We start from the raw sequence: 24,991 nt of genomic DNA, 5'->3' as shown, positions 1-24,991 counted from the left end.
CTCAGAGGGTCCCTGCCTCTACATGGAGCCCCTGGCGGCTCACCGTCCCCCCAGCCTTGCGCCCCGGGCCGCGAGGTCGGGCCGTCTTTGCAGCGTGCGCCTGCGACTCTCGGCCCTGCGCCAGCGCTCGATGGCCCCGTGGTCGCCGGAGAGGAGCACCGCCGGGACGGTCAGTCCCCTGAACTCATCGGGCCTCGTGTAGTGCGGGTGTTCGAGCAGCCCCGACGAAAAGGAGTCGGTCAGGGCCGACGCGGAGTTTCCGAGCACTCCCTCGACGAGCCTCGCCACGGCGTCGACGACGACGAGGGCCGCCGGCTCGCCGCCGGAGAGCACGTAGTCGCCCACCGAGAGCTCCATGTCGACGAAGGCCCTTATGCGCTCGTCGAAGCCCTCGTAGCGGCCGCACAGGAGTACGACCCTTTCGAGGGCGGCAAGCCTCGAGGCCATGGCCTGGTCGAAGGGCTCGCCCTGCGGGGTGAGCATCACGACCCGTTCGCCGGCGGAGGCGCCCCGCACGCCCGGCTCCCTCGGGCCGACGAGCGACTCTATGGCGGCCACAACGGGCTCGACCTTCATGACCATGCCCGCACCGCCGCCGTAGGGACTGTCGTCGGTGGTCCTGTGCCTGTCACGGGCGAAGTCCCTTATATCGTGGGTCCGCACCTCTATGAGCCCGCGCTGCGCCGCCCTGCCGAGAACGCTCTGCTTGAGCGGCGAATCGAAGTAGGCCGGAAAGAGCGTCAATATGTCGAAACGCATGGTCGAGCCGGTCGTTATGTCGAAATATTCGGGGGCCGTTGCCGGCCTTCCACGGGGCCGCAGGGACAAAAACGCCCCTTTGCGCGGTCCGCCGCACCGTCTGGGGGGCGTCAGTCGCCGCCGAGCCCCTCCATGAGCCTCACGGTGATCCTGCCGCCCTCGACATCGACGGTCCTGACGACCTCTTTTATTGCTGGTATAAGGATCTCTCCCCCGGGACCCTCGACCTCGTAGACGTCGTTGCCGCCCGTAGCGATGATGTTTTTCACCACGCCGAGCAGCCTTCCCTGCTCGGTCCAGACACGGAGTCCCAGGAGTTCGCACTGGTAGTACTCGTCTTCGGCGAGCCGCGGCAGGGCCGCCCTCTCCACGAGGACCTCGGCCCCCACGAGCCCTTCGGCCGCGTTGCGGTCGTCGAGGCCGCGGAGCTTGAGCAGTATGCGCCCTTTGTGCACCCTCGCCCTCTCTACCCCGAGGGTGCGCAGACGCCTTCCGGCCGATACGGAGACCTCCCTGAAGTCGAACGCCTCGGGGTCCCCGTAGGGCGCGAGCTTCAACTCGCCCCTCACGCCGTGCACGCCGACTATGCGCCCTGCGACGACGAGCCCCTTCCCTTCACTCAATGATCTCGAGTACGGAGCGTTTCTTCAACTTCGTGGAGGCGGCCGTCAGTATGGTCCTTATGGCCTTGGCCGTCTTGCCTTCCCGGCCTATGACCTTGCCGAGGTCCTCCTTGGCCACCGAAAGCTCGATGACGGAGGAGCGCTCGCCCTCGACCTCCGTCACCCTGACCTGTTCTGGATGGTCCACCAGTGCCTTTGCGATAGTCTCTATCAGATCCTTCATCCAGCACCTCCAGCTTTCTGTATCCCTACCCCTGCCTTCTTCAAGATCTGCCTTACCGTCTCAGAGGGACTCGCGCCTTTCTTGAGCCAGGCGACAATCTTTTCAGCTTTGAGGTCAACAGCAGCCGGATCGTGATTAGGATCGTAAGTGCCTACCACTTCGATGCATCTGCCGTCTCGCGGAGAGCTCGCATCAGCAACAACTATACGGTAAAACGGCCGTTTCTTGCGTCCGTGTCTCGCAAGCCTTATCCTTACCGCCAACAGTCATCACCTCCTTTCATCGTGGATTTTCAGCGGGAACGCCGCAGGGCAAGACACGGCGTCCCGGTGCATGAAGCGCGCGGCGGGGCCTCAGCGTCCCAGGCCCTGGAAGAGCCCCTTCAGGCCCCTGGCCCCCTTCTTGCTGAAGCGCTTCATGAGCTTTCGCATCTGGTCGTACTGCTTTATGAGCCTGTTCACATCCTGCACGGTGGTGCCGCTGCCCGCCGCTATGCGCTGCTTGCGCCTTGCGTTGAGGCACGCGGGATTGAGCCTCTCCTTGACGGTCATGGAGTCGATTATGGCCTCCACGACCTTGAACTCGCGCTCGTCCACCGTCAGTCCCTTGGATTTCTTGAGGGCGTCGAAGCCAGGGATCATGGAGAGGATGGAGTCGAGCGAGCCCATCTTCCTTATCTGGCGGAGCTGGTCCTTGAAGTCCTGGAGCGTGAAGGCGTCCCTGCGGATCTTGCGCTCCAGGCTTCGGGCCTGCTCCCTGTCGACCACGGCCTGGGCCTTCTCCACGAGCGTGAGCACGTCTCCCATGCCGAGGATCCGTCCCGCCAGCCTGTCGGGATGAAAGACCTCCAGGCCGTCCATCTTCTCGCTCAGGCCCACGAACTTCACGGGCCTGCCCGTGGTCATGCGCATGGAGAGGGCCGCGCCGCCCCTGGCGTCGCTGTCGAGCTTGGTGAGCACCACGCCCGTTATGTCGATGGCCTCGTGGAAGCCGCCCGCCGTGTTCACCGCGTCCTGTCCCGTCATGGCGTCGGCGACGAAGAGTGTTTCGCAGGGCTTGAGTATGGACTTGAGCGTCCTGAGCTCTTCCATGAGGCCGTCGTCGATGTGGAGGCGGCCGGCCGTGTCGACGAGCATCGTGTCGTAACCCTTGATGGCCGCCACCCTCAGCGCCTCGGCGCATATGGAGGCGGGGTCCTTCATGTCACCGATGTCGAAGAAGTCCGCCCCCACCTCCCTGGAGAGCCTCTGGAGCTGGAGCACCGCCGCGGGCCGCACGAGGTCGGCGGCGACGACGAGGGGGCTTCTGCCGCGGCCCTTGAGAAAACGTGCCAGCTTGGCCGTCGTGGTCGTCTTGCCGGAGCCCTGCAGTCCCACCATCATGATGACCGCGGGACGCCCCTTCAGCTCGAGCTCCGCCGCGGCGCCGCCGAGAAAACGGGTGAGCTCGTCCTTCACGATCTTGGTGAACTGCTGCCCCGGCGTAAGGCTCGCCAGCACCTCCCCGCCCATGGCCTTCTCCTTCACGGCCGCCGTGAATTCCTTGACGACCGCGAAGTTGACGTCCGCCTCGAGCAACGCCATGCGCACTTCGCGCAGGGCCTCCTTTATGTTCGACTCCGTGAGGGTCCCCTGGCCCCTCACCCCCTTGAGCACCCGGCGCAGTTTTTCGGAAAGACCTTCGAGCATACGATGCAGTCCCTTCTCACCCGTCAAAAAGAGAATGTTTAATCATATAAATATCCGTAACTTCTGTCAAGAGGTTTAAACGGCCCGCCCCGTGGAACTCCCATTATTTAGGCGGAAAACTTTCCCTGCGGGAAAAGGGCGCGAGGCGGCGCTCCTCGAGGAACGCCGCCACGGCCCGCGCCACGAAGCGGTTTCCTTCAACGGTCCAGTGGCGGCCGTCGAAGCGCTGGTACAGAGGCCGCTGCGAGCGGGCCGCCTCGGCGGCGAGCAGCGGCGTGAGGTCCAGCGACGGCACGCCGAAGTCTTCGCCGGCCAGGCCGTCCTTCACCTCCACGATCCTGCGCATCACGTAGTCCATGGGCTCTCCCTCCACCTCGGCCCTGTCGGGTATGAAGAGGAGCATGAGCTCGGCCCCGTCCTTTTTCACCTCTTCGGCCAGACGCCTTATGAGCATCGAGGCGAGCCTGCGCAGGTAGGCGGGGTCGCGCCCCTCGAACGGGTCGTCGAGCAGTCCCAGCGAGACCATGGTGTTGAAGAAGAGGGCGCTGCGCTTTGTCAGGTCCCGGAGGAGCCGGTAGGTGTACGACCTCGTGCCGAGGAAGGTCTTGAGCCCCCCCATGGTCCCCTCCTCGGCCCACTCCTGCTCGCCCTCGCGGCTCACGGGCACGTTGCGCAGCTCGAGCCCGTCGCCGACGATCTCGAAGTAGGGCTTGCCCTGGCGCGTCACGTTGTCGAGGGCGTCGTTGACGTAATAGGCCAGGATGACGAGATCGGGGTTGTAGGCGGAGACTATACGCCTGTAGGCGAGATACTGCTGGTCCGTGCCCCAGCCGGCTATGGCGAAGTTGTAGACCTCGACCTTTAGGCCCCGGCGGCGCAGGAGCTCCTCGAGCACGTCGCCGAAGCGGTCCTCGGCCCTCTCGGTGCCGAACCCCCAGATGAAGGAGTCGCCGAGCAGGGCTATGCGTGTGGTGCCGGCGGGCCTGTCGGCGGCGAACTCGCGGTCGCGCAGGCCCAGCGAGTTGTTGAGCACCACCGTGTCCTCCCGCGTGCCCCTGACCTTGTAGGAGGCCTTGGGCTTTCCTATCCAGCCGAGCGTGTCGTCCTTGAGGAAGTAGAGCCTCTCCTCGGCCCTTATGCGGCTCTTGTCCTCCGGCACGAATCGTCCCGTGGCCCTGGCCCACCACTCGAAGAGCACAAGCGCCGCCGCCACGACGGCCAGGACCATCGCAATGTTCACCAGCCAGTATGCCGGTCCCTCTCTCTCTCTCATCCTTCTTCTTTTTTTACATAGCGGTAGATCATGAGTTTGTACTTCGGTACGGGACGCCGGAGAAGGCGCTCCTTGAAGCTCACCGTCATCGGGTCCTCGGCCACGAAGCCCAGGGCCGAGGCGAGTCTGTAGCGGCCGGAGAGGCTGCGGCGAAAGGTCTCGATGTGGCGCGTATCCTCCGGGTTGCCCCGATCTCGCACCTGGAGCCACAGCGCGGGCGGAGCGCTCCTCTCCACCGTCTCCTCCACCGCGCCCTTCCGTTTCGTCTCGTCGAGAAGCACCATGTCCACGCCCCGGCGGTAATAATAGAGCGACCTGTCCGTGGCTATGACGAGCTCGCCGGGCCTCACCCGCTCTTCGAGCACGGCGGCCGCCTCTCTCCATGGTATCACATAATTCGGATTTATGTAGCCCCGCTTCGCATAGAGGTTGCCCAGCGAGTAGCACCAGGCCGCCACGATGACGGCGAAAGAGACCGCCGAGAGCCTTGCCGGAAGGACCGTGAGGCCGATGGCCGCCGTCAGGTAGAAGGTTGGGAGGACAAAGAGCAGAAGACCCGGAAAGAGGTGGAACGATTCGGACGGAAAGACCGTGGCCGTAAGGAGTATGAGGAAGACGAGAGGCACGATGAGAAAGCAGAGGACGAAGGCCGGGACCCCGCGCACTCTCCAGGCCCCGACGAGACCGGCGAGCGCGGCGGCGGCGAAGGCGGCGGCAGCGGCGGCCGTGACCTTCAGGTCCCAGGGCAGGACGGTCTCGCCGAGGGCGAAGGCGTAGAGCGTGTAGCCCGCCTTCACCACGGCGCCCTTGAGGCCGTAGGCCATGGGCGCCGGCGAGCCGTGGTGCGGCGCGTAGAGAAGCTGACTTGCCAGCACGCCGAGCTGCGGCAGGTACAAAAGCGCCACGGCCGAGAGGGCGAGGAAGAAGTTTCGCGCAAGACGCCGGTCCCGGCGGTGCTCGATGAGGAGATAGAGGCCCTGGCCGATGACGATGCTCCCCGGCAGGTAGTGGGTGTATATGAGCAGCGTCGTGGCCGCCGCGTAGAGCGCCCAGCGGCGCAGCCCTCCCCCCTCGACGGCCCGCAGGAAAAAGAGTATGGACGCCCACGAGAGAGCGAGGGCCAGTGTGTACCAGCGCACCATGCCGCCGCGCAGCACGAGAAGCGGCGAGACGGCCAGCATCACGGCGGTCAGAAGCCCCACCCTCCAGCCCGCCACATGCCGCGCCGAGAGGTAGACGAGGGGGACCGTGGCCGCGGCCGGCAGCACCGAGAATATGCGGGCCGCAGTCTCGCCCGCTCCTGCGAGCTCCCTCCAGAAGTGGAGGAGGACGTAATAGAGCGGGGGATGGACGTCGCCGGCCGCCCAGGCCGCGATCTCGCGCAGCGGAAGCGAGGCGACATCGATGCTCGTGAACTCGTCGGTCCAGAGGCTCCTTGCCGGCAGGTCCCGGAGGATGAGGACCGCGCAGAGCATAGAGGCCGCCGCGACAACCGCGACGGCCAGGGGCGGCTCCCTTTCGTCGACGCGCAGGCTATCCATGACGGCCGGCGGCCTCGGGGCCGCCCTCTCCACCCCCCTCGTCAAGCCGCTTGAGTATGGACGTAAGGGCGAAGGATATCCACAGGATGTAATCTATGACCGCGTGTCCCACGAGGGCCTCGATGAGTACGCCCACGACGATCATGAAGAGGGCGAGGCAGAGATAGAGCTCCCTTGTGCGTCCCGTGCGCCTGTAACGGGCCATGAGTTTCAGGAGATCGCGAAGCGACGTCACTATCAGCAGCAGAAAGAAGACAAGCCCCATCGTCCCGATCTCGATGAGCATGGTCAGGTAGCCGCTCGTGAAGAAACCGTGGGAGACCGTCTCCCCTATGGCCAGGTGCGAGTAGTAGACGGCCTTGGTCGCCATGCCTACGCCCACACCGGTAAGGAGCGTGCCTGGATGCTCCTCCAGGTAGTTCAAGCCGCGCTTGAGGTCCGTGAGCCTGCCGCCAAGGGTCGTGCCCTCGGGATTCTCTATATTCGACATGGCGTCGGTGAGCATGTAGAGCACCGGGTGTCCCGTGGGCGCCACGTCGAGGGGGATGAGGAAGAACCTGGGGCTTATGAAAAGAGGGAGCACGAGCATGACGAAGGAGAGTATGACGATGAAGTAGAGGAACTTGCGGCGCAGCTCCGTGAAAAAGAGTCCCACGGCGAGGAGGATGGCCAGGGTGATGAACATGGTCTTGCTGAGCGCCAGCATGAGGCCCACGCATATGAAGAAGCTCGCGGCAAAGAGCGCCTCCCTGCGCCCGGTGGCGCCGCTCAGCAGCAGAAAGGAGCTCAGGATGAAGCTCTTGAGGAGGACGGCGCCGAGGGCCACGTGGTCCACGGCCCAGCCGAGCAGCAGCGGCGAGTTGGTCAAGCGGAACAGAGTGAGGAGGACACCGCTTAAGATTACGGCGCCCACGAGCCTGTAGACGCGCTCGAGCGAGTCGATGCAGGTGAGGACCACGAAGAAGAGCACCACCGGGGCCACGGACTCGGCCGTGACCACCACGTCTCTTCCGTGCGTGCCGGCCACGAACGAAACGAGAAGGGCCGCGAGGAAGCCGGCGGCATAGACGACGCGGCCTTCGCCCGTGTAGGGCCTGATGCGCGAGACGAGCGCCGGGGCGGCGACGACGAGCAGCACGGCGAAGAGCGGTTTCTTGAGCGGCAGCCCCGGCACGCCGAGCGAGAAGACGACGGTGATGAAGAGCCAGAGCTGCGGCACGAGGAACGAGGCCGCCGCCAGCGCGCCGCCGATGACCACGAAAGGCGCAAGCGGGCCGGCCGCCAGCACGATCCCCCCGAGGACCACCCCGGCCGCCGAGGTGAGCGCAAGGCTTCTCACGAGCCCGCCGTCGTGGAGGAGGTCACTTCTCACGACCTGCCGCCCCCGCCTTCTCCGAGCGCCTCGTCGCCTCGCCGATCACCGACCCGCGGAGTTCGGCGTGCCAGCGAAGGGACCTCGCCACGAGCTCCTTGAGCTCCCCGCCGCGAACCGTGGCCGGGTCCACGGGCTGGTATGTGAAAAAGCCCTTGGCCCCCCGTTCCACCATGTCGAGTAGAAACTCCTCCAGCTCCCTGCGGCTGCCGAAGACGAGCATCCTCTCGGCATCGCCCGAGCCGTGCTCGGGCACCCAGAAGAGCTTTGTGCGGCCCGAGGCGTTCTGCGCCGCGGCGAGCATGGCCTCGAAGTCGAGGTCGAGAGAGGCCGGGAGGCCGAGTTCCTCGCGCTCGGCGATCTCCGTGGTGTTGACGACCCTGTAGATGTCGTGGCCGATGCCGTCGGTGCCGGCCGTCACTATGGCCTCTTCCAGCGAGTAGCGGTGGAACTCGTAGTCCAGGGCCTTCGAGAAGAAGGGCACATCGCCGATGAGCTCCCTCGCCTTGCGGGCGTAGGAGACGTACTGGCCGGCCCAGAAGTCGACCCAGAAGCGGTTCTGTATGTCGTCGCGCACCCGGAGGCTGCGGCAGGGATGGCGCGAATAGGTGATGTCGGCGGGCGTCACCCACTCCACCTCGTCGAAGCCGCCGTAGTCCGTGCCGAGCCGCGCGTTGAGCTCCCCGACGGAGCCGAAGCGCCCGGCCAGCCAGCGGCGGTAGGCTTCGAGCAGGACCGGCTCGTCGCGCAGGTCGGGATAACCCTCGTCCTTCATCTCGCCGGCCCTGGCCGAGGACTCGAGGCACTCGCCGCCGAGCCCTATGTTTGTGGAAAGCTCGTTGAGGTAACACAGGCCCCTGAGCCCGTCCTTTGCCACGGCCTTGCCGAACATCCTGAAGTAGTCGAAGGTCATGCGGCGGATATTCTCCTTGTGGAGCGGGGGTATGGGGCCTCCGCCGAAGGCCTTTTTCCTGAAGTAGCGGGGCCTGCCGGTGAGTTCGCTCATGGTGACGAAGGTCATCTCGTCGCCGCGGCTGCCCGTATAGTCGCTGGTGAAGACCTGCTCGAGGATGACGACGTAGGTGCCGCCCCTCTCGGTTATGTAGCTTGTCAGGTCGTCGACGGTGCGCAGCATGGCGGCGGCCCTTCGCTCGTAGCCTGCGGCCGGGAAGTCGCCTATCCAGATGGCGAACTCCCTGAGCCCCAGCTCCATGGCGATGTCGACCTCGCGCCTCGTCCTGGCGAAGAGGTTGACTCCGAAGGGGACGTAGGGGCGGCCGTCCCACCAGAGCATGTGGTCCTTGTCGATGAACCACCTGTGGCCCCGATACTCGCCCGAGGTCTCCACCCCCCTGAAGGGCGGCGCCGGCCTCCGGGGAGCGGCGGTGCGGCTCTTCCGCCCGCCTGCCCCCCCGCGGTCCGCCTCACCCTCGTCCGCGACCCGGCGGCCGTCGTCGAGGCCGAGGGCCCTGCGCTCGCGGCGCTCCATCTCCGCCGCCGAACCGGCGGCGAGGCGGCCGCCCTCGCCCTCGTCACCCACGTCGGCGGTGGTGCAGGAAGAGACGAAGAGCCCGCCCGCCGCCAGAAGAGCCATGAGGACCTGCGTCAGCCGCCGTCCCCCGGCCGGGACCCATCCCATCATACTCTCCTCCCTTTCGACCCTGTGCTGGACTATCGGGCGCGCCGGCGCCCCGGACCCTGGCCGGCCCCGACGTCGTAGTCGCGCAGTCTTATCTTGACCACTTCCATGAACATCTTGACCGAGTCGGTCAGGGCGCTCACCCTCGTGTTGGGCGAGTTGTACCAGTCTATGGGGACCTCCTTCACGCTGTAGCCGAGTCTTTCGGCAAGGTAGAGGACCTCCACGTCGAAGGCGAAGCCGTCGAGCACCGAGCGCCCGAATATCTCGCGGGCGGCCTCGCGCCTGAAGCACTTGAAGCCGCACTGGGTGTCGCTGTAGCCGCCGAGCAGCAGCAGGCGGACTATGAGGTTGAAGACGCGGCCCATGGTCTCGCGGTAGAAGGGCTGATGGACCACTATCCTCGACTCCGGCAGGCTGCGCGAACCTATGACCACGTCGTAGCCTTCGTCGAAGCAGGGCATGAGCTTCTCGATCTCCTCGATGGGCGTTGAGAGGTCGGCGTCGGAGAAGAGGATGAAGGGGGCCCTGGCCTCGAGCACCCCGCGCCTCACCGAAAAGCCCTTGCCCCGGTTGCCCTCGTTGTCGATGAGCCTTATGGAGCCGTTGTCGTCCGCCGCGCGGGAGACGATGTCGGCCGTGGCGTCCGTGCTCCCGTCGTTCACCACCACGACCTCGAAGTCCATGCCCCGGGACTCGAGATAGGAGACCATGCGCTCCAGCGTCGTCGCTATGCGCTCCTGCTCGTTGAAGGCCGGCACGACCACCGAGAGGTCGGCAACGGACGCCCGCCGCTGAGCTTCGGCGGAGTTCAACGCAGCCGCCCCGCCCGGCAAGCGACCCTACTTGCGGCGTCTCTTTTTCCGCGATCCCTTCTGCTCGCCATAGTAGTACTGGTAATAGTATTCATATCCGTAACGGCTCGACATCCTTACGTTGTTGATGACGGCGCCGAGCAGGTTTGCGTTGACCTTCTCCAGAAGCCCCTTTGCCCTTTCACAGAGCCGCCGGCTCGTCTGCCCGCCCCGTATGACCAGGAACGCGCCGTGAACCTTGGAGCAGAGCACGGCCGCGTCGGTGACGGCGATGATGGGCGGCGTGTCGAATATGATGAAGTCGTAACGGTCCCTGAGGCGCTCGATCATCATGTCGAGCCTCTTCGAGTTCAGCAGCTCCGAGGGGTTGGGCGGAATGGGGCCGGAGGTTATGATGTCGAGGTTGCGTATGCCGGAGGGCTTGACGACGCTCTTGAGATCGCCGAACCCGCCTATTATGTTGGAGAGGCCGGGCTCGCGCTCGAGCCCGAAGACGGCGTGGACCATGGGGTTTCTCATGTCGGCGTCGACGAGGAGGGTCCGGTTGCCGAGCTGGGCCATGGTTATGGCAAGGTTCGCCGACGTCGTCGTCTTGCCCTCGCCCTTCACCGAGCTCGTGAAGAGCAGTATCTTGGTGCGCTCATCGATATCGGTGAACTGGATGTTGGTCCTGAAGGAGCGGTAGGCCTCGGCTATGGGACTCTTGGGCTCGAGGTGGGTGATGAGCCTCTCCTCGAGCATCGTCACCTCCACGGCCTCGCCCTCCTCCTTCTTTCTCCGGCGTCTCCTCTTCCTGGAAGAGCCGATCCGGGGGATGACGCCGTAGACCGGAAGCTGGAGGTCTTCCTCGACGGCCTCTATGGTCTTTATGGAGTCGTCGAGGTACTCGATGAGGAAGGCGAGCGAGGCGCCGCCCAGCAGCCCCACGACAAGGCCTATGAGCGTATAGCCGAGCGGCGGGATGCCCTTGGGGGAAGTGGGCGGGATGGCCGGGTCTATGACCTTTATCTCGCTTATCTTCCTGGCCTCGCTTATGCGGGCCGTCTCGAGCTGGCTTTTGAGGGAGTCGAGGTTCTTCTGGGCGAACTTGACGGAGTTGGTCAGCGTGTCCCACTCTATCTGCTTCTCGGCCGAGAGGCGCAGCTCCACGGGGAAGGTCGAGATGATGTCGCGTATGGCCCGCTCTTTCTCCACGAACACGCCGTAGTCGATCTCCTTTGTCACCAGTTCCTGCATGAGCTGCTGGTAGACGGGGTTGATCGACGTCACCTCGTTCTCCACTATGCGCTTGACCTCGCCGTCTATGGCGCGCCGTATGCTCGCCGCCTCTTCGGTGAGCGCCAGTATGCGGGGGTGCCTGGGGCCGAGCTCGCTTGCGAGGTTGGCCTTGCGCACCTCCACGTCCACGAGCTTTGTCTTGAGGTTGTGGATCACGGGGTTGATTATGGTGGTGGTCGACGTCTTGAGCGTCCTGTCGGCCTCGCTCAGCCGCCTGCGGATCTCCTCGATCTTCTTCCTGGCCTGCTCGATCTCGGTCTGCGTGTTCTTGAGCGCCGTCTCGAAGCTCACGAACTCGGCGAGCACGAGGTTGGCCTTGCTCTCGGGATAGATGGCGCCCTCGACGGCGATGAACTCGCGGAGCCTGTCCTGGGCCGCCTTGAGGTCGGCCTCGGCCACACTGACGCGCTCCATGATGAACTCCTTGGCCGCCCTCGCCTCGGCCGAGTTCATCTCGCCTATGTGGTCGACGAAGACCCTGGCCGCCGTGTTGGCTATGTCGGCGGCGAGCTCGCGGTCGGGATAGAGCACCGATATCTCCATTATGGAGGTCTTGGAGAGCAGCCGGGCCGAGATGGAGTTCTGGATGGTCTTTACGGCGGCGAGCCGGGGGTCGGTCTTGGAACCGGCGGCGACCTTCCTGTCGAGCCCGAGGATATCGACCGTCTTCTCGGCTATGACACGGCTCTTCAGTATCCTGCCGAAGGTCTCGCCCTTTCTCTGGATGTCCTGGGTGGCCGAGAGCTGGATGCCGGGGATGTTGACCTGCGACTGGGTGAGCGCCGACTTTATGAGGACCGTCGTCGTCGCCTCGTAGCGCGGCGTCTTCATGAAGCCGCCCGCCGTGGCGACCACCACGGTCACCAGGGTTGTGAGCAGGATGAGCCGCGCCCTGGCCAGTATGGTTCGAAGGTATTCCCTCAGCTCCATCTATTCAAGATCCCCCGCCGCTGCGGCCCCTCGCGGCGTCAGTCGATAAAGACGCGCTCTCTCTTGCCCTGGAGCGTATCGTAAACCCTTGGAGTAAGGATGATACCTTCCATCAGGTTGGGCATGACGGGCATGGTTATGGTGTAGAGGTGGCGCATGAAGACCGCCACGTCACCGATGAGCGACCTCGATACGTAGACGACGTCGCCGCCCTGGAGCATCACGTTCTGCGAGAAATCGAGCTCCTTGAGGAAGGCCTGAATGTTGACCACATCCATGACCCTCCTGCCGTCGGCGATCTTCCTGATTATGAAGACGTTTTCGCGGTCGGCCGACGGAGTGAACCCTCCCGCCAGCGACAGGGCCTCAACGACGTCCATCTCGTCGGTAAGGGGCAGGACCTTGGGGGTCGTCACCTCCCCGAGGATGTACACCTTGCGGCCCTTTACGGTATCGAGGTTGACGGCCACCTGGGGTCTCTTCACGTAACCCGAGGCCAGTCCCTCGGCTATGCGGTCCCTCAGCTCCTGGACGGTGAGCCCCCGGGCCTCTATGTCTCCTATGAAGGGGTAGGTGATGACGCCGGAAGGAGGTATCCGTATCTTCATGGACAGCTCCTTCTGGTTGTAGACGAGCACCTGCACCACGTCGCCGGGCACGAGCCTGTACGCATCTTCCTTCACCCTGTAGTCGGCTATGGTCCTGTCGTCGTCGGCCACCACAAAGGGTATCTGCCCTTCCCTCACCCGGCCGCGGCCCGAGCAGCCGGCCGCAAGGGAAGAGACCGTTGTGAGGACGATGAGAAGCCTCAGGAGCCTGCTCTTTGTCATCTGTACTCCGTCAGAGCTTGGAGAATGTCGGTGGGTCTGCGCGCGCCCCTCTTGTGGGGAGGTCGCAGGACACCGTCGGCGCCGGCAGGGGGCCGACTCTTCATCACCCGCTCTCCGGCGCTGCGCACGGGGATTTCCGGCGGGCGGCCGTTTCCGGCCCGCCGGGGAGAGAGATGGGTCGGGGAAGGGCTTCGCCTCTGCCCGCAGGGGGCGCTGGCGGCCGCGAGCCGCACGGGTCCGCCCCTTTCCCGCCCTCGCGCGGCCCTTCACAGTGGATGAAGACCGCAGGCGCTGAATACGAATTTATACCACAGCGACGGCCGCTTAGCAAGTCAATCTTTGGGTCCGCGGGGGCCGCCGCTGCGGCGGCGGGGAGGGAGGGAGTGGCCGCGCCCGGCCCCCCGTGGACCGGGCAGGCCGGGACGCGGCGGCGAGGATGAGAGGACGTGGCTCAGAAGGAGTACTTTTTCCTGAGAGCGCGGCGGCGGCGGTGGTCACGGTAGAGCGAGACGCTCACGGCCGCGGCGGCCGCAAAGACGGCCATCGCGATGAACGCCGCCGCGGGGTACATCACGGCGAAGATGAGGGGGGTGAGAGCGACCCTGACAGCGGCCCGCAGCCAGTCGTGGTCGGCTATGAAGGCCGCGAGCGGAGGAGATACGGCGTAGTAGAAGTCCACGAACGCCCTGCCCGCGGCGTTGGTCAGCAGGTACTCGTCCCTGAACTGCCTGAGGACGTTCACATGGGGGTCCAGGTAGCTGCCGAAGGCGGCCGTGGCGATGAAGCAGTTGCCGCCGTCGGAGGTCACCGGCCCCTGGGCCGTCGTCGATGCGGCGAGCGACGAGGTGGTGGTGTTGTCCGCCGAGGTGGTGGTCGTCGTCGTCGACCCCGTCGTGTCGGCGCCCTTGGACGACGCGTCGGCCACCTCTATGGTCACCGAGGCCGTCACCGAGGCGCCGTCGTCGTCGGTGACCCTCACCACAGCCTTGTAGGTCCCCGGGGCCGTGTAGGTGTGGGAGACCGGCACGGTGGAGGTCGAGGCCTCGTAGGTGCCGTTGCCGTCGAAGTCCCACTCGTAGCCCGCTATGGAGCCGTCGGCGTCGGAGGCCGACACGCTGAAGGTCACATCGAGGGGGGCCGTGCCCGAGAGGGGATCGGCCGTGAAGGACGATATTACGGGCAGGGTGTTGACCACGTCCTTGACCGTCACCGTAACCTGGGCCGTCGTCGAGGCGCCGCCGTTGTCGGTCACCTTGAGGACGGCCGTGTAGGTGCCGGGCGACGTGTAGGTGTGGGAGGCCGCGGCCACCGTGCCCGTGTCGTCGTCGTAGGCGCCGTCGCCGTCGAAGTCCCACTCGTAGCTCGCCACGAAGCCGTCGGCGTCGGAGGCCGCCGCCGTGAAGCTCACATACAGCGGCGCATAGCCCGACGAGGGGCTGGCGTCAAGCGACGTTATGGAAGGCGCCGTGTTGGAGGTTATGAAGTAGTGATCGCTCGAAACCGCGCTGTTGCCGGCGGCGTCGGCCGAGATGACGCGCGCGTGGTAGGTCGTGTAGGCCGACAGCCCGGTGATCACGACCCGGTGTGACGTGGTGAGCGTCGAGTCCAGGGCGCTCGCGCTTGCGTAGGAAGTGTCGAGGCCGTACTCGACCTGCGAGGTGGAGGGCTCGTCGGTCTTCCACGTGACGGTCACCGACGAAGAGGTGATGTCGGTGAACCTGATGTCCGAGATGGCGGGGGCCGTCGTGTCGGGCACGTCGGCGGTGGTGAACGTGTAGTTGCCCGAAGAGGCCTGGTTGCCCGAGGCGTCGGTGCTGAGCACCTGGAAGTTGTAGGTCGTCGAGGGGCTGAGCCCGCTTATGACCATGGTGTGGGCCTTGCCCATGGACGAGTCGAAGACGTTGGAACCGTAGGAGGCGGTGACGCCGTAACGGACAAGCGAATCGGCGTCCTCGTCGGTCGTCCAGTTTATCTCGGCGCTCGTCTGGCCGATGTTGGATACGTATACGCCCGATATGGAGGGAGCCGTGGTGTCGGCGTCGAAGACGACCTTGCTCTTCTCCGCCGAATAGGAGCTCTCCCTGCCGGCCGTGTTGTAGGCCGTCACGGCGAAGTAGTAGCGGGTGCCGGAGGTGAGTCCCGTGACCTTGTACTCCGTTATGTTGCCCACGTCGACCTTCTGGTCGTAGCTGCCGGACGTGGTGCCGTAGTAGACGTAGTAACCGTCGAGATCAGTGAGCGGAGAGCCGTCGGTGTTCGTGGTCGGAGGGTTCCACGTGAGTGTAGCATCGGCCCCATACGACGACGCCACAGGGAAAAACAGTGCGAAGATGAGCACCGCCGCCGCCGTCCTTGTCTTTGCCGTTCCCCTATTCATCTCAAGCCCCCGTTCTCTCATATTTGTAAGTGTATGCACTGCAAGCTCTTCTTCTTTATCCTGTCTCCATGATAGCAAAGGGGCGTAAGACGGTATGTGACGCCGGTCACAGGCAGCTTTTTTTCGTCCCTCGTCTTTCAGGGGAGAGGCTGGCGCCGTGGCGCCGGAAAGTGTAACGGAAATGGAACTGCTATTAAAATCAAGCACTTGGGAGGCAAGGCAGAGGCGGGAAAGGTCATCTCTGCGACCTTAACACGGGGTGCCGCCGGCCTCAAGACAAAAAACACCCCGCCGCGTCTTTTTCTCAAGCCGGTCCCGGAGAGGAGGCGCAGGACCTTCAACGGCGTGTGTTGAGGAGCACGACCCCCAGCAGCGCGGCGATTGCCGCGAGGTAGGCGAAGAGACCGAGCCTGTAGTGCAGGGGGTCGTAGACGAGCCTTACGGTGTGCTCGCCGGCCGACAGCGCGACGGCCTTGGAATTGTAGTCCGCCACGAGAAGCTCCGCCTCGCGGCCGTCGACCGTCGCCCTCCAGTACCGGCTCCAGCCGTCGTTGTAGTAGAGATAGCCGTCGACGCGGCTTCGGACGCCGAAGACCGCCGTGTTGGGCGTGAACTCCAGGAGCCGCACCCCGAAGCGGTCGGTCTCGATATAGTCGCCGGCCCGTCTCCTCGCCCCTTCCACAAGGGCCTTCTCCCTTTCGAGGAAACGGCGGTAGGCGCGCTTTACGTTGACCGCCATGAGCCAGGGGGCGTCGGGAAACTCGTCCAGGCTCTTGAAGTCCGCCGCAGGCCCCCCGGCGGCGCCGTCCTTCTCTATGAAGACCTTGCGGCCCAGTTCCTCGATGGTCGCCTCCCTTACGGCCGAGAAGGCCTCCCGTCTGCCCGGGACGAGCTCGGCGTCACCGGCGGGGACGAACCGCAACAGGGGATAGACGATGCCGGTGAGGGCGAAGTGTTTTTCGAGAGGGACGTTTGTGAGGAGGTCGTAGTAGCGCTTGGTGGTGAACATCTGCCTGTGGACGCCGCCGGGGGCGATGGAGCTCTTCCGCTTGAAGACCGCCTCGGCGTAGACGAGGCTCACGTCCATGAAGGGGATGCGGTAGAGCTCGAAGTCTTCGCCGAAAGAGCCCTTGCGGGCGTGCTTTTTCAGGACGGGGGAGAGGGTGTTGGGCTGGACCACGTAACGCTTCATGGCGGCGCCCGCGGCCGTTAGGTCGATGAAGAGGAAGGCCGTGAGAAGGACCGTGAACAGAGGCCGCCGTCTCTCCTTGCCGGTCCCCGCAAAGAGGACGAGGAGGGCGCAGAAGGCGGCGAGCACGGCGAGGCAGAGGAGATCGAGGCCCGAGACGAAGAGCAGGCGCCCGAAGCAGGCCCACGAGACGGCGAGCTTGAAGGCGAGCACGGCCGCCGAGGCGACGAGCACGGGACGCAGGAGCGAGCGCGCCGCCGCCCCCAAGTCCCGGCCCTCGAAGAGCGGCCTTACGCCGAGCGAGAAGAGCATGGAGAGGTAGAGGAGGAAGAACCCCCCGAACTGCTCCTTCACGTCTATCATCTCAAGGGGCGGAAATACGGCGGAAAAGAGCCTCTGCACCACGTTGGGCGCCCTGTCGTGCACGCCCTCGAGGCTTATCATGTTCACCCCTGTGATCACGACCATGAGAAGGGCCGCGAGGCGATGGGGCGAGCGCGAGCGCACAAGGGCCGCCAGGGCCAGCACGAAGGGCACGATGCCCATGTACTGGAAGACCTCGCTCGTCAGGTCGTTCATCCTGAAGTAGTCGGCCCTTGCGAAGTAGGAGCGGAACATGTCGGGATAGACGAGGTTTACGAGGTTGCCCAGCGAGCTGTACACGCCCAGGGACCTGGTGAACTTGTGGGAGAGCACGTCGCCGGCCAGTTCCGAGGCCATCATCTGCTTGTAGACCCAGCCGTTCTTCTGGAGTATCCGTATGTGGGGGAATATCTCGCCGCCCGATGAGTCGATGTAGAGGGCGAGGAGCGGACCACAGATCATGACGGCCGCGGCGAGCACGAACAGCAGGAATAGGAGGCCGGGGCCGTCTTCGCCCCGGAACCTCGCGAGCCCCTCCCTCCACTTCACGGCCCCGGCGACCACAAGGGCGGCGGCGTAGAAGACGATGTTGAAGAGGAAGTAGACGGGGATGAAGAGGTTCAGGGAGACGCCTGCCGTAAGGACGAAGAGCGCGAGGCGAAGCCTCGTCTGCCGTCTCGTGCCAGGGTCGAAGAGCCGCAGCAGAAGATACATGACCATGGGCGTCAGGTAGACCGCGCATATGACGCCGAGCTGCCTGAAGGAGACGGGCGCGACGGCCAGAAGGAGAACGCCCGCTCCGGCGGCCCCGGCGGCCCTGCTCCCGGCCACACGGGAGAAGAGAAGATAGGCGCCCAGGGCGAAGACGAGGAGCTTTACGAGCCAGAAGTGGACGTACCAGAGCACGAAGTCGGGACCGGAAAGCCGCGCAAGGGGGATGAAGGGCAGTATGAGCGGGTCTATGAGGGACGAGAAGTTGAGGTTGGGATAGAAGGGCAGCCCCGTTATGCTGTAGGGGTCCCAGAGCGGCACTATTCCCTCGCTCATGGCGTCGAGGGCGTAGTGGAAGGGGCCGTAGGAGAGGAGCGAGTCGTGGGTGAATATCTCGTCGCCCGTGATGAGCCCGCGGCTGAGGAGCGCGAAGGCGGCGAGCGCCGCCGCGCCGACGAGCACAGGGGCGGCGCTGCGGCGCTGCGCTGCTTTGTGCTGCTCCATAGCCGCGGCCTCTATTCAGCCCGCGACCACGTCCCTCAGGACCTGGACGAACTGCATGGGGTTTCTGAAGAACCCGAAGTCGTGGAAGAGCGTGTAGTAGAAGCGCGGCCTCTTCAGCACGTCGAGCCTGAAGCGCTTCTTGTTGTGCTCGGCGAAGACCTTGAGCGTTTCGTCGATTATGCCCTTTCTCTCCTCCTCGGGGATGTTGACGCTCAGGCACATCTCCGGGCTCTCGTGGTAGAAGTTCTCGAGCTCCCGGTCGGGTCCCACAAGGCCCATCTCGTGCGATATCTGCGATAACTCCGTGCCCGGGGCGGGCGTGACTATGTAGGGGAAGGCGATTGTCGGGTTTATCTCCTTCATGAACTCGACGGTGCGCCTTATCTCTTCGCGCGACTCCCAGGGGAAGCCGAACATGAAGAAGCCGACGAGCGTCAGGCCGTGCTTGTGGACGAGCCTTGCGGCGCGGCGCATCTGCTCGAGCGTGTTGCCCTTCTTTATGAGCTTTCTTATCCTCTCGTCGCCGGTCTCGACCCCAATGGCCACGTGCTGGCCGCCGGCCTTCTTCATGAGCGCAAGGAGTTCGTCGGTCACCATCTCGGCCCTCGTCTGGGCCGACCACATGACGCCCAGGTCCTTTTCGATGAGCAGCTCGCAGAAGCGGCGCGCCCGCTCGCGGTTTATGAAGAATATGTCGTCGCAGAGGTAGAAGTAGCGGGTGCCGAAGCGGCGGTGTGTCTCCTCGATCTCGGCCACCAGGGTCTCGGCGCTCCTGGTCCTCACGCTGTAGCCCCAGAGGTTGAAGGAGCCGCAGAATATGCACTTGAAGGGACAGCCCCGCGAGCCGTATATGCCCTGGAAGGCCGTTGGCGGGTAGCTCTCCACGTCGTGGATGAGGTGGCGGGCCGGGTAGACCTCGGCGTCGAGGTCCTCTATGTACTCGCGCCGCTCGGTCCTGACCACGTTGCCGTCCCCGTCCTTGAAGGCGATGCCCTTTATGGAGGAGAAGTCGCGGCCAGCGCCGTCTCTCGCCTCCAGGGCCCCCACGAGCTCCACCACCGTGCGCTCGCCCTCGCCGAAGACGACGAAGTCCACGTCGCGCTGCGAGGCCACCTCCTCGGTGGCTATGGTGGGGTGTATGCCTCCGAAGACGGTCGTTACGGCGGGGTTCACCTCCTTTGCTATGCGGGCCACGTTGAGGGCCGCCTTGTATGTTGCGCTGTAGACCGAGACGCCGAGCACGTCGGGTGCGAAGCGCTCGATCATGGAGGCCACCTCGCGCCACACGGGCGCCGAGAGGTCGTTGAGGTTCTTCTGGTAGATGCTGTGCTTTTGCGTGAGCTCGTCGGTGTCGAGCACGTTGGTGCCCCCTATGACGGACCTGACGGCCGGGTCGAAGTCGGCGTTCCAGACCACCGGCTCGTAGCCCGCCTTCTCGAGCGCCCCGGCCACGAAGCAGGGACCCGGCGGATAGTGCACCAGAGAGGCGCCCTGGAGCCTGTACCACGGAGGGTTTACAAGAAGTATCTTCATAACGGTCTCCTCACTTCACGAAGTCCTTTCTCTCTTCATCGGTGTCGCTCCCCGCTTCCGCGCATCCCCTGGCGGAGCCGAAGCGCCGCGACCATGCGTCGCCGGCGCAGAGCGCCGCGCCCGTGACGATGCCGAGGGAGACGACAAGGTCTCTCGCTATGATAACGCCCATGGACCGGGCCACGGACAGACGGTTTCGGGCGAGGTGGCTGAGGAACCCGTAGTTGAGGGCCCCCACGGCCATGGGCGCAAAGAGCAGCGCCGCCGGCCAGAGGGGAGCGGCCGCCAGGGCGGCGAGCACGCTCATTATCTCGACGTATATGAGCCTGCCCTGGTGGGTCCTGTGGAAGACGAGCTCCGGGTAGCTGTAGTAGGTCCAGACCGTGTCCCTGCTGAAGTAGTACATCTGGCGCAGGTAGCCGTAGAGGTCGGGACGGAAGTGATGGTAGACGCCGTTCGTCCTGTCCCACAGGATCCTGTACTTCCTGCTTATGAGGTAGGAGAGCCGCAGGTCCTCGACCTTGTAGCGCTCCGGGAAGCCGCCGAACTCCCAGAAGACGTCGCGGCGGCAGGCGAAGTTGTTGGAGACTATGGTGTTGACCTCTCCGGCGAGGTCCTTTCGCCTGTAGGCGAGCTCGTGGAAGGCGAAGCGCTCGATGAAGCCGTCGCCCATGGAGCCGCAGTAGCCGCCTCCCACGCACTCGACCCCTTCTTTGTCCATGGTGGCGACGATCTTTTCGAGCCAGTCCTCGGGCACGACCACGTCGGCGTCGGTGAAGGCCAGTATCTCGCCCTCGGCCTCGCGGGCGCCGAGGTTCCGGGCGCCCCCCTCGCCGAGGTTTCGCGGCGCCTTCACGACACGGGCGTATGCGGCGGCCAGCTCGGCCGTGCGGTCCGTGGAGCCGTCGTCGACGACTATCACTTCGTAGTCGTCATAGCTCTGGGCCCTGAGAGAGGCCAGGCACTTCTCTATGTACTTCTCCGCGTTGTAGGCCGGAATCACCACCGACACCCTCGGCATCGCCCTTCTCCTCGAATCCTATGACCCCGTTGAGTATGTACTGGGGACGGTCCTTGACCTCGTCGTATATCCTCAGCAGGTACTCGCCGAGGAAACCCATGACCATGAGCTCTATGCCGCCGAGAAAGGTGACGGCCACGATGATGGACGTCCAGCCCGGTATCTGGTTTGCGGGGTGGACGATCCTGTTGACTATGAGATAGAAGGAGTATACGACCGTCATTATCGATATGGCGAAGCCTATGAGCACCGAGGCCTTGAGCGGCAGCTCCGAGAAGCTCACGATGCCGTCGAGCGCGAGCTTTACGAGCTTGAAGAAGGTGTACTTCGACTCGCCGGCGTAGCGGGCGTCGCGTTCGTAGGGCACGCCCGCCTGCCTGAAGCCCACCCAGCGGCGCAGCCCCCGCACGAAGCGGTTGCGCTCGGGCATGTGGTTCAGGAGCTCGACCACCTTGCGGTCCATGAGGCAGAAGTCCCCGCTGTCGAGCGGTATGTCCACCTTGGAGAGGAGGCGCAGCACCCGGTAGTAGACCTTGTAGAGCGCCCTCTTCATGAGGCTCTCCTTGCGCTTTCTCCTGACGCCGTAGACGACCTCGTTGCCCTCCCTCCATCTGGCGACAAAGGCCGGTATGCACTCGGGCGGGTCCTGGAGATCGCCGTCCATGACGACGACGGCGCGGCCGCGGCTGAAGTTGAGCCCGGCGGTGACGGCCGTCTGGTGGCCGAAGTTGCGCGAAAAGGAGAGTATCTTCACGCGGCCGTCGCGCTCGTGAAGGCCCCGCAGGATATGGAGCGAGTCGTCGGTGCTCGCGTCGTTGACGAAGATTATCTCGTAGCTCATCCCCAGGCCCTCGAGCACCGAGGCGAGCCGCTCGTAGAGGTGGGGCAGCACCTCGCGCTCGTTGTAGACGGGCACTACGACCGATATGTCCGTACCGTTGTCCATGGCCCCTCAGTGCGTCAATGCGTTCCTCACCGTGTTCCACAGGACGGCGGGGTCGAGGGCGAAGAGGAGGTTGTACTCGTTGTAGCAGGCCCAGAGGCATGCCCGGCAGTCGTGGTCCGCTATGTTGTCGAAGGCATCGCGCAGGCCGTCCTCCACGGCGTTCTTCACCCTGAAGCCCTCGAGCTGGGCGCAGGGGTAGACGTCGCCGCTGGCGTCGATGGTGCAGAGCAGGCGGCCCATGTAGCAGCGGGCGTGGGGAAAGTCCGGCTCCTCGCCCACCACCCTGTCGCGGTCGCCGTAGGGCCAGGCCAGTATCTTCTCGTAGGTCCTGAGCGAGAAGAAGACCGGGTATCCCCGGCGCTTGTACTCCATGACGCGCCCGATGGTCTCGCGCAGCTCCCCCTGATCGAGCTTTGCCGGGAAGCCCTCGTCCTTCTCGCCCCAGAAGCGTTCGTAGAGGGGGCTCACCTGGACGGGTACGCCCCTTTGCCTGGCGAACTCCATTACGAAATCGAGCGAGTCCCTGTTGCGCGCGGTCACGACCGTGCTCAGGTGGAGCGGTATGGCGGCGGCCCTCACGGCCTCCACGGCGGCCATGACCCTGTCGAAGCTCCCCTTTCCCCTGTTGGCGTCGTGGGCGTCCCTGTCGCCGTCGAGGCTTATGGTCACGTTGTCCACGCCCCTGATGTCGTCGAGCCTCGCGGGCACGAGAAAGCCGTTGGTGTTGAGCCCGCAGCTCATGCCCCGCTCCCTTATGCGGGCTATGATCTCGGCTATGTCCTCTCTCAGAAGGGGCTCTCCGCCCGTGATGCCTATGCGGCGCGTGCCCATATCCGAGAGCCCGTCTATGACGGAGAGTATCTGCCCCGTCGTGAGCTCCCTGCGGCGCTCGCTTGCGTAACGTTCGTAGTAGGCGCCGAAGCAGTAGGAGCAGCGGGCGTTGCACCTGTTGGTGACGTTGAAGAAGACGAAGAGGGGCGCCCTGGCGCCGGTGGCCCTGAGGCGAAGGAGTTTCAGAAAGAAAGCGGCCTTCTCCCACACGGCTGACATCAGAGCGCTTCCCTGAAGGTGTTCTTCACGGTCTCGGCGATGGTGGAGGCGTCGAGCCTGAAGATGAGGTTGAAGTGGTTGAAGCACGTGAAGTAACAGGTCCTGCATGGGTTTGACGCCAGGTGCTCCCAGGCGGCGGCGAAGCCGCCCTCGTCGCGTATGTTGCGGGCCTCGAAGGTGCCGATAAGCTGCGCGCAGGGGTAGACCGACCCGTCGCTGTCTATGAAGCACATGAGCCTGCCGGCGTAACAGCGTATGTAATCGAAGTCGGGGTCCTCGTCGTAGTAGACGCGCCGGCGGTAGTCGGGCCAGCGCAGGGCGTAGAGGTGCGAGGCCCTCGAAAAGAGCACGGGATAGCCCCTGGCCTTGTAGTCCAGTATCTTGCGCCACGCCCGGCGGCACTGCTCGTCGTCTGGATAGAGCTCGTCGTTCTTCGAGTCCCTCTCGCCGAGGTAGAAGGGCAGGTTGAACTCCGTCATGAAGCCGAGCTTGCGGGCGAGCCTCATGATATGGTCTATGGACCCTATGCTGTTCCTCGTGAGCACCGTGTTGGTGTGGACGTGGACGCCGGCGGCCCTGGCGGCCTTTATGCCCTCCACGATGCGGCGGTAGGTGCCGTCGCCGCGGTTGAGGTCGTTGGGCACCTCGTCGCCGTCGAGGCTCACGCAGACCGAGTCGAGCTGCGAGACGGCGTCGATCTTCTTCGGTATGAGAGTGCCGTTGGTGTTCATGCCGCACTCGATGCGGCGGCTCTTGACGTGGGCTATTATCTCGCCTATGTCGCCTCTGAGCAGCGGCTCGCCGCCGCCTATGGTTATGGACTTGGTGCCCATGGCGGCGAGTTCGTCTATGAGGTCCTTCAGCTCGCCGGTGGTGAAGTCGGCGACCTTCCTGTCGTAGTACTCGCCGTAACAGTATATGCACCGCAGGTTGCAGCGGTTGATGACGTTGAGCACAACCACGAGCGGCGCGCGCGCGCCGGTGAGCCGCGACTTTATGACCCTCCCGAAGAATACGGCCCTGTCAGCAAGGCTCATTGGTCATAACCCTCCGTTGCCGGGGAAGCCTTCCGCACGAGGGAGACGGCCCCTCATTCTCGTTCGCGGTGAAAGGAAAAGAGGTTGTTCCGTATCTGATTGGCCAGCACCCTCCAGTCGAGGCCGAAGAGCAGGTTGAACTCGTTGTGGTATACCTGGTAGCAGGCCCTGCAGTCGTGGTCGTCGAGGCCGTCGAAGGCCCTTGCAAGGCCGTCGGCCACGACGCTGCGCCCTTTCTGCAGACCCATGAGATGGGGGCAGGCGTAGAGCGTGCCGTCGGTGTCGAAGAAGCAGAAGTAGCGGCCCGCGGCGCAGCGGGCGTGGGGAAAGTCCGGCTCCTCGCCGAAGACCGACTCCATGTCGTAGCTCGGCCACTTGAGGCTCAGCTCGTAGGCCTGCCGCGAAAAGAGAATGCGTCTGCCCTCGTCCTTGTACCTTATGATCTCTCTTAGCACATCCCTTATCTTCTCGTCGTCGCTCTTGTAGTCGGCCGCCTTGTCCCTGTCGAAGAGATAGGCGATGCAGAGGTTGAACTCGGCCATTATTTCATATTCATCGGCCAGATCGAGGACGAACTTGACGGTATGGAGGTTCTTTTTCGTAAGGACCGTGTTGGTGTGGACCCTTATGCCCGCGGCCCTGGCCGCCTCTATGGCCTCGATGACCCGATCAAAACTCCCCTCGCCGCGGTATGCGTCGTGGGCCTCCCTGTCGCCGTCGAGGCTCAGGGCGAGGGCGTCTATGCCCCGGAGGTCGTCGATCCTGCGGGGCACGAGCGCGCCGTTGCTGTTGACCGTGCACATGAGCCCCAGCGACCTGACGTGCCCTATTATTTCGCCTATGTCCTTTCTGAGAAGCGGCTCGCCGCCGCTTATGCTCACGCGGCGGCAGCCCATCTCCGCGAGCTCGTCGATTGCGCGCCTTATCTGGCCGGTCGTGAGCTCCGGTTTCCGGCGCCTGTGGTACCCGGCGTAGCAGTAGGCGCACTTGAGGTTGCACCGGTCCGTTACGTTGAATATGACGGTGAGCGGTATCCTCCTGCCCGCTGCCCTGGCGTAGAGGAGACTGAGAAGAAACGACGATTTGGCTGACAGAGACATTACGGGGTCCCGGAGTCGCGGGCCGGCTCGAAGCCGCCGGTGAGGGCCGAGGCGGCCCGTCCGGCGCCCTCGACGTGAACACTGCAGGAAGAAACGGTCTGTTCCGCTGATCTTACCACTACGCCGAACCTCCTTCAAGCGCTATGGCCGCCGTCGAGATTTGTATTGCCCTGCTTCCGGCTCATACTG

20 protein-coding genes are annotated in these 24,991 nt (G+C 64.5%); all 20 read right to left on the bottom strand.

Going from position 1 to position 24,991, the window contains the following annotated elements; genetic code table 11:
* Window positions 1-39: 39 nt before the first annotated feature.
* Window positions 40-759, bottom strand: a complete 720-nt coding sequence (gene trmD / locus ENJ37_05150; protein HHL39872.1) for a tRNA (guanosine(37)-N1)-methyltransferase TrmD — start codon at window positions 757-759, stop codon at window positions 40-42.
* Between the two features lie 110 nt (window positions 760-869).
* Window positions 870-1,382 (bottom strand): 16S rRNA processing protein RimM, encoded by a 513-nt coding sequence (gene rimM, locus ENJ37_05145; GenBank protein HHL39871.1) that lies wholly within the window; start codon window positions 1,380-1,382, stop codon window positions 870-872.
* The gene (locus ENJ37_05140; protein ID HHL39870.1) at window positions 1,375-1,605 is read right to left on the bottom strand and encodes a KH domain-containing protein; all 231 of its coding nucleotides are present in this window, start codon (window positions 1,603-1,605) and stop codon (window positions 1,375-1,377) included. The genes rimM and ENJ37_05140 overlap by 8 nt, the downstream gene beginning before the upstream one ends.
* On the bottom strand, window positions 1,602-1,868 hold the full coding sequence (gene rpsP, locus ENJ37_05135) for a 30S ribosomal protein S16 (protein HHL39869.1): 267 nt from the start codon (window positions 1,866-1,868) through the stop codon (window positions 1,602-1,604). Before rpsP ends, ENJ37_05140 begins: the two co-directional genes overlap by 4 nt.
* A gap of 90 nt (window positions 1,869-1,958) precedes the next feature.
* Window positions 1,959-3,293 (bottom strand): signal recognition particle protein, encoded by a 1,335-nt coding sequence (locus ENJ37_05130; protein HHL39868.1) that lies wholly within the window; start codon window positions 3,291-3,293, stop codon window positions 1,959-1,961.
* 103 nt (window positions 3,294-3,396) lie between these two features.
* The gene (locus ENJ37_05125; GenBank protein HHL39867.1) at window positions 3,397-5,013 is read right to left on the bottom strand and encodes a hypothetical protein; all 1,617 of its coding nucleotides are present in this window, start codon (window positions 5,011-5,013) and stop codon (window positions 3,397-3,399) included.
* On the bottom strand, window positions 4,563-6,152 hold the full coding sequence (locus ENJ37_05120) for a hypothetical protein (protein ID HHL39866.1): 1,590 nt from the start codon (window positions 6,150-6,152) through the stop codon (window positions 4,563-4,565). Before ENJ37_05120 ends, ENJ37_05125 begins: the two co-directional genes overlap by 451 nt.
* On the bottom strand, window positions 6,100-7,479 hold the full coding sequence (locus tag ENJ37_05115) for an O-antigen ligase domain-containing protein (protein ID HHL39865.1): 1,380 nt from the start codon (window positions 7,477-7,479) through the stop codon (window positions 6,100-6,102). The genes ENJ37_05120 and ENJ37_05115 overlap by 53 nt, the downstream gene beginning before the upstream one ends.
* The gene (locus ENJ37_05110; GenBank protein ID HHL39864.1) at window positions 7,469-9,121 is read right to left on the bottom strand and encodes a hypothetical protein; all 1,653 of its coding nucleotides are present in this window, start codon (window positions 9,119-9,121) and stop codon (window positions 7,469-7,471) included. The genes ENJ37_05115 and ENJ37_05110 overlap by 11 nt, the downstream gene beginning before the upstream one ends.
* Window positions 9,122-9,150: 29 nt before the next feature.
* Entirely contained in the window at window positions 9,151-9,933 is a 783-nt protein-coding gene (locus ENJ37_05105; protein ID HHL39863.1) for a glycosyltransferase family 2 protein, read from the bottom strand.
* 27 nt (window positions 9,934-9,960) lie between these two features.
* Entirely contained in the window at window positions 9,961-12,141 is a 2,181-nt protein-coding gene (locus ENJ37_05100; GenBank protein ID HHL39862.1) for a polysaccharide biosynthesis tyrosine autokinase, read from the bottom strand.
* Window positions 12,142-12,179: 38 nt separating this feature from the next.
* Window positions 12,180-12,971 carry a hypothetical protein gene (locus ENJ37_05095; protein HHL39861.1) on the bottom strand — a complete coding sequence of 264 codons (792 nt, stop codon included), beginning with the start codon at window positions 12,969-12,971 and terminating at the stop codon, window positions 12,180-12,182.
* Between the two features lie 451 nt (window positions 12,972-13,422).
* Window positions 13,423-15,369 (bottom strand): PKD domain-containing protein, encoded by a 1,947-nt coding sequence (locus ENJ37_05090; GenBank protein ID HHL39860.1) that lies wholly within the window; start codon window positions 15,367-15,369, stop codon window positions 13,423-13,425.
* 316 nt (window positions 15,370-15,685) lie between these two features.
* Window positions 15,686-18,115 carry a hypothetical protein gene (locus ENJ37_05085; protein ID HHL39859.1) on the bottom strand — a complete coding sequence of 810 codons (2,430 nt, stop codon included), beginning with the start codon at window positions 18,113-18,115 and terminating at the stop codon, window positions 15,686-15,688.
* 15 nt (window positions 18,116-18,130) lie between these two features.
* Window positions 18,131-19,648, bottom strand: a complete 1,518-nt coding sequence (locus ENJ37_05080) for a radical SAM protein (GenBank protein ID HHL39858.1) — start codon at window positions 19,646-19,648, stop codon at window positions 18,131-18,133.
* A 10-nt stretch (window positions 19,649-19,658) separates the two neighbouring features.
* Complete coding sequence (locus ENJ37_05075; protein HHL39857.1) at window positions 19,659-20,669, bottom strand: glycosyltransferase; 1,011 nt, start codon at window positions 20,667-20,669, stop codon at window positions 19,659-19,661.
* Complete coding sequence (locus ENJ37_05070; protein ID HHL39856.1) at window positions 20,581-21,615, bottom strand: glycosyltransferase; 1,035 nt, start codon at window positions 21,613-21,615, stop codon at window positions 20,581-20,583. The genes ENJ37_05075 and ENJ37_05070 overlap by 89 nt, the downstream gene beginning before the upstream one ends.
* 6 nt (window positions 21,616-21,621) lie before the next feature.
* The gene (locus ENJ37_05065) at window positions 21,622-22,773 is read right to left on the bottom strand and encodes a radical SAM protein (GenBank protein HHL39855.1); all 1,152 of its coding nucleotides are present in this window, start codon (window positions 22,771-22,773) and stop codon (window positions 21,622-21,624) included.
* Complete coding sequence (locus ENJ37_05060; protein HHL39854.1) at window positions 22,665-23,702, bottom strand: radical SAM protein; 1,038 nt, start codon at window positions 23,700-23,702, stop codon at window positions 22,665-22,667. The genes ENJ37_05065 and ENJ37_05060 overlap by 109 nt, the downstream gene beginning before the upstream one ends.
* Window positions 23,703-23,755: 53 nt before the next feature.
* Complete coding sequence (locus tag ENJ37_05055; protein HHL39853.1) at window positions 23,756-24,802, bottom strand: radical SAM protein; 1,047 nt, start codon at window positions 24,800-24,802, stop codon at window positions 23,756-23,758.
* Between the last annotated feature and the right edge of the window lie 189 nt (window positions 24,803-24,991).

The sequence above is a fragment of the Deltaproteobacteria bacterium genome (genome assembly GCA_011375175.1).
Classification (GTDB): Bacteria; Desulfobacterota; GWC2-55-46; order GWC2-55-46; family DRME01; genus DRME01.
This window is presented reverse-complemented; position numbering and strand designations above follow the sequence as displayed.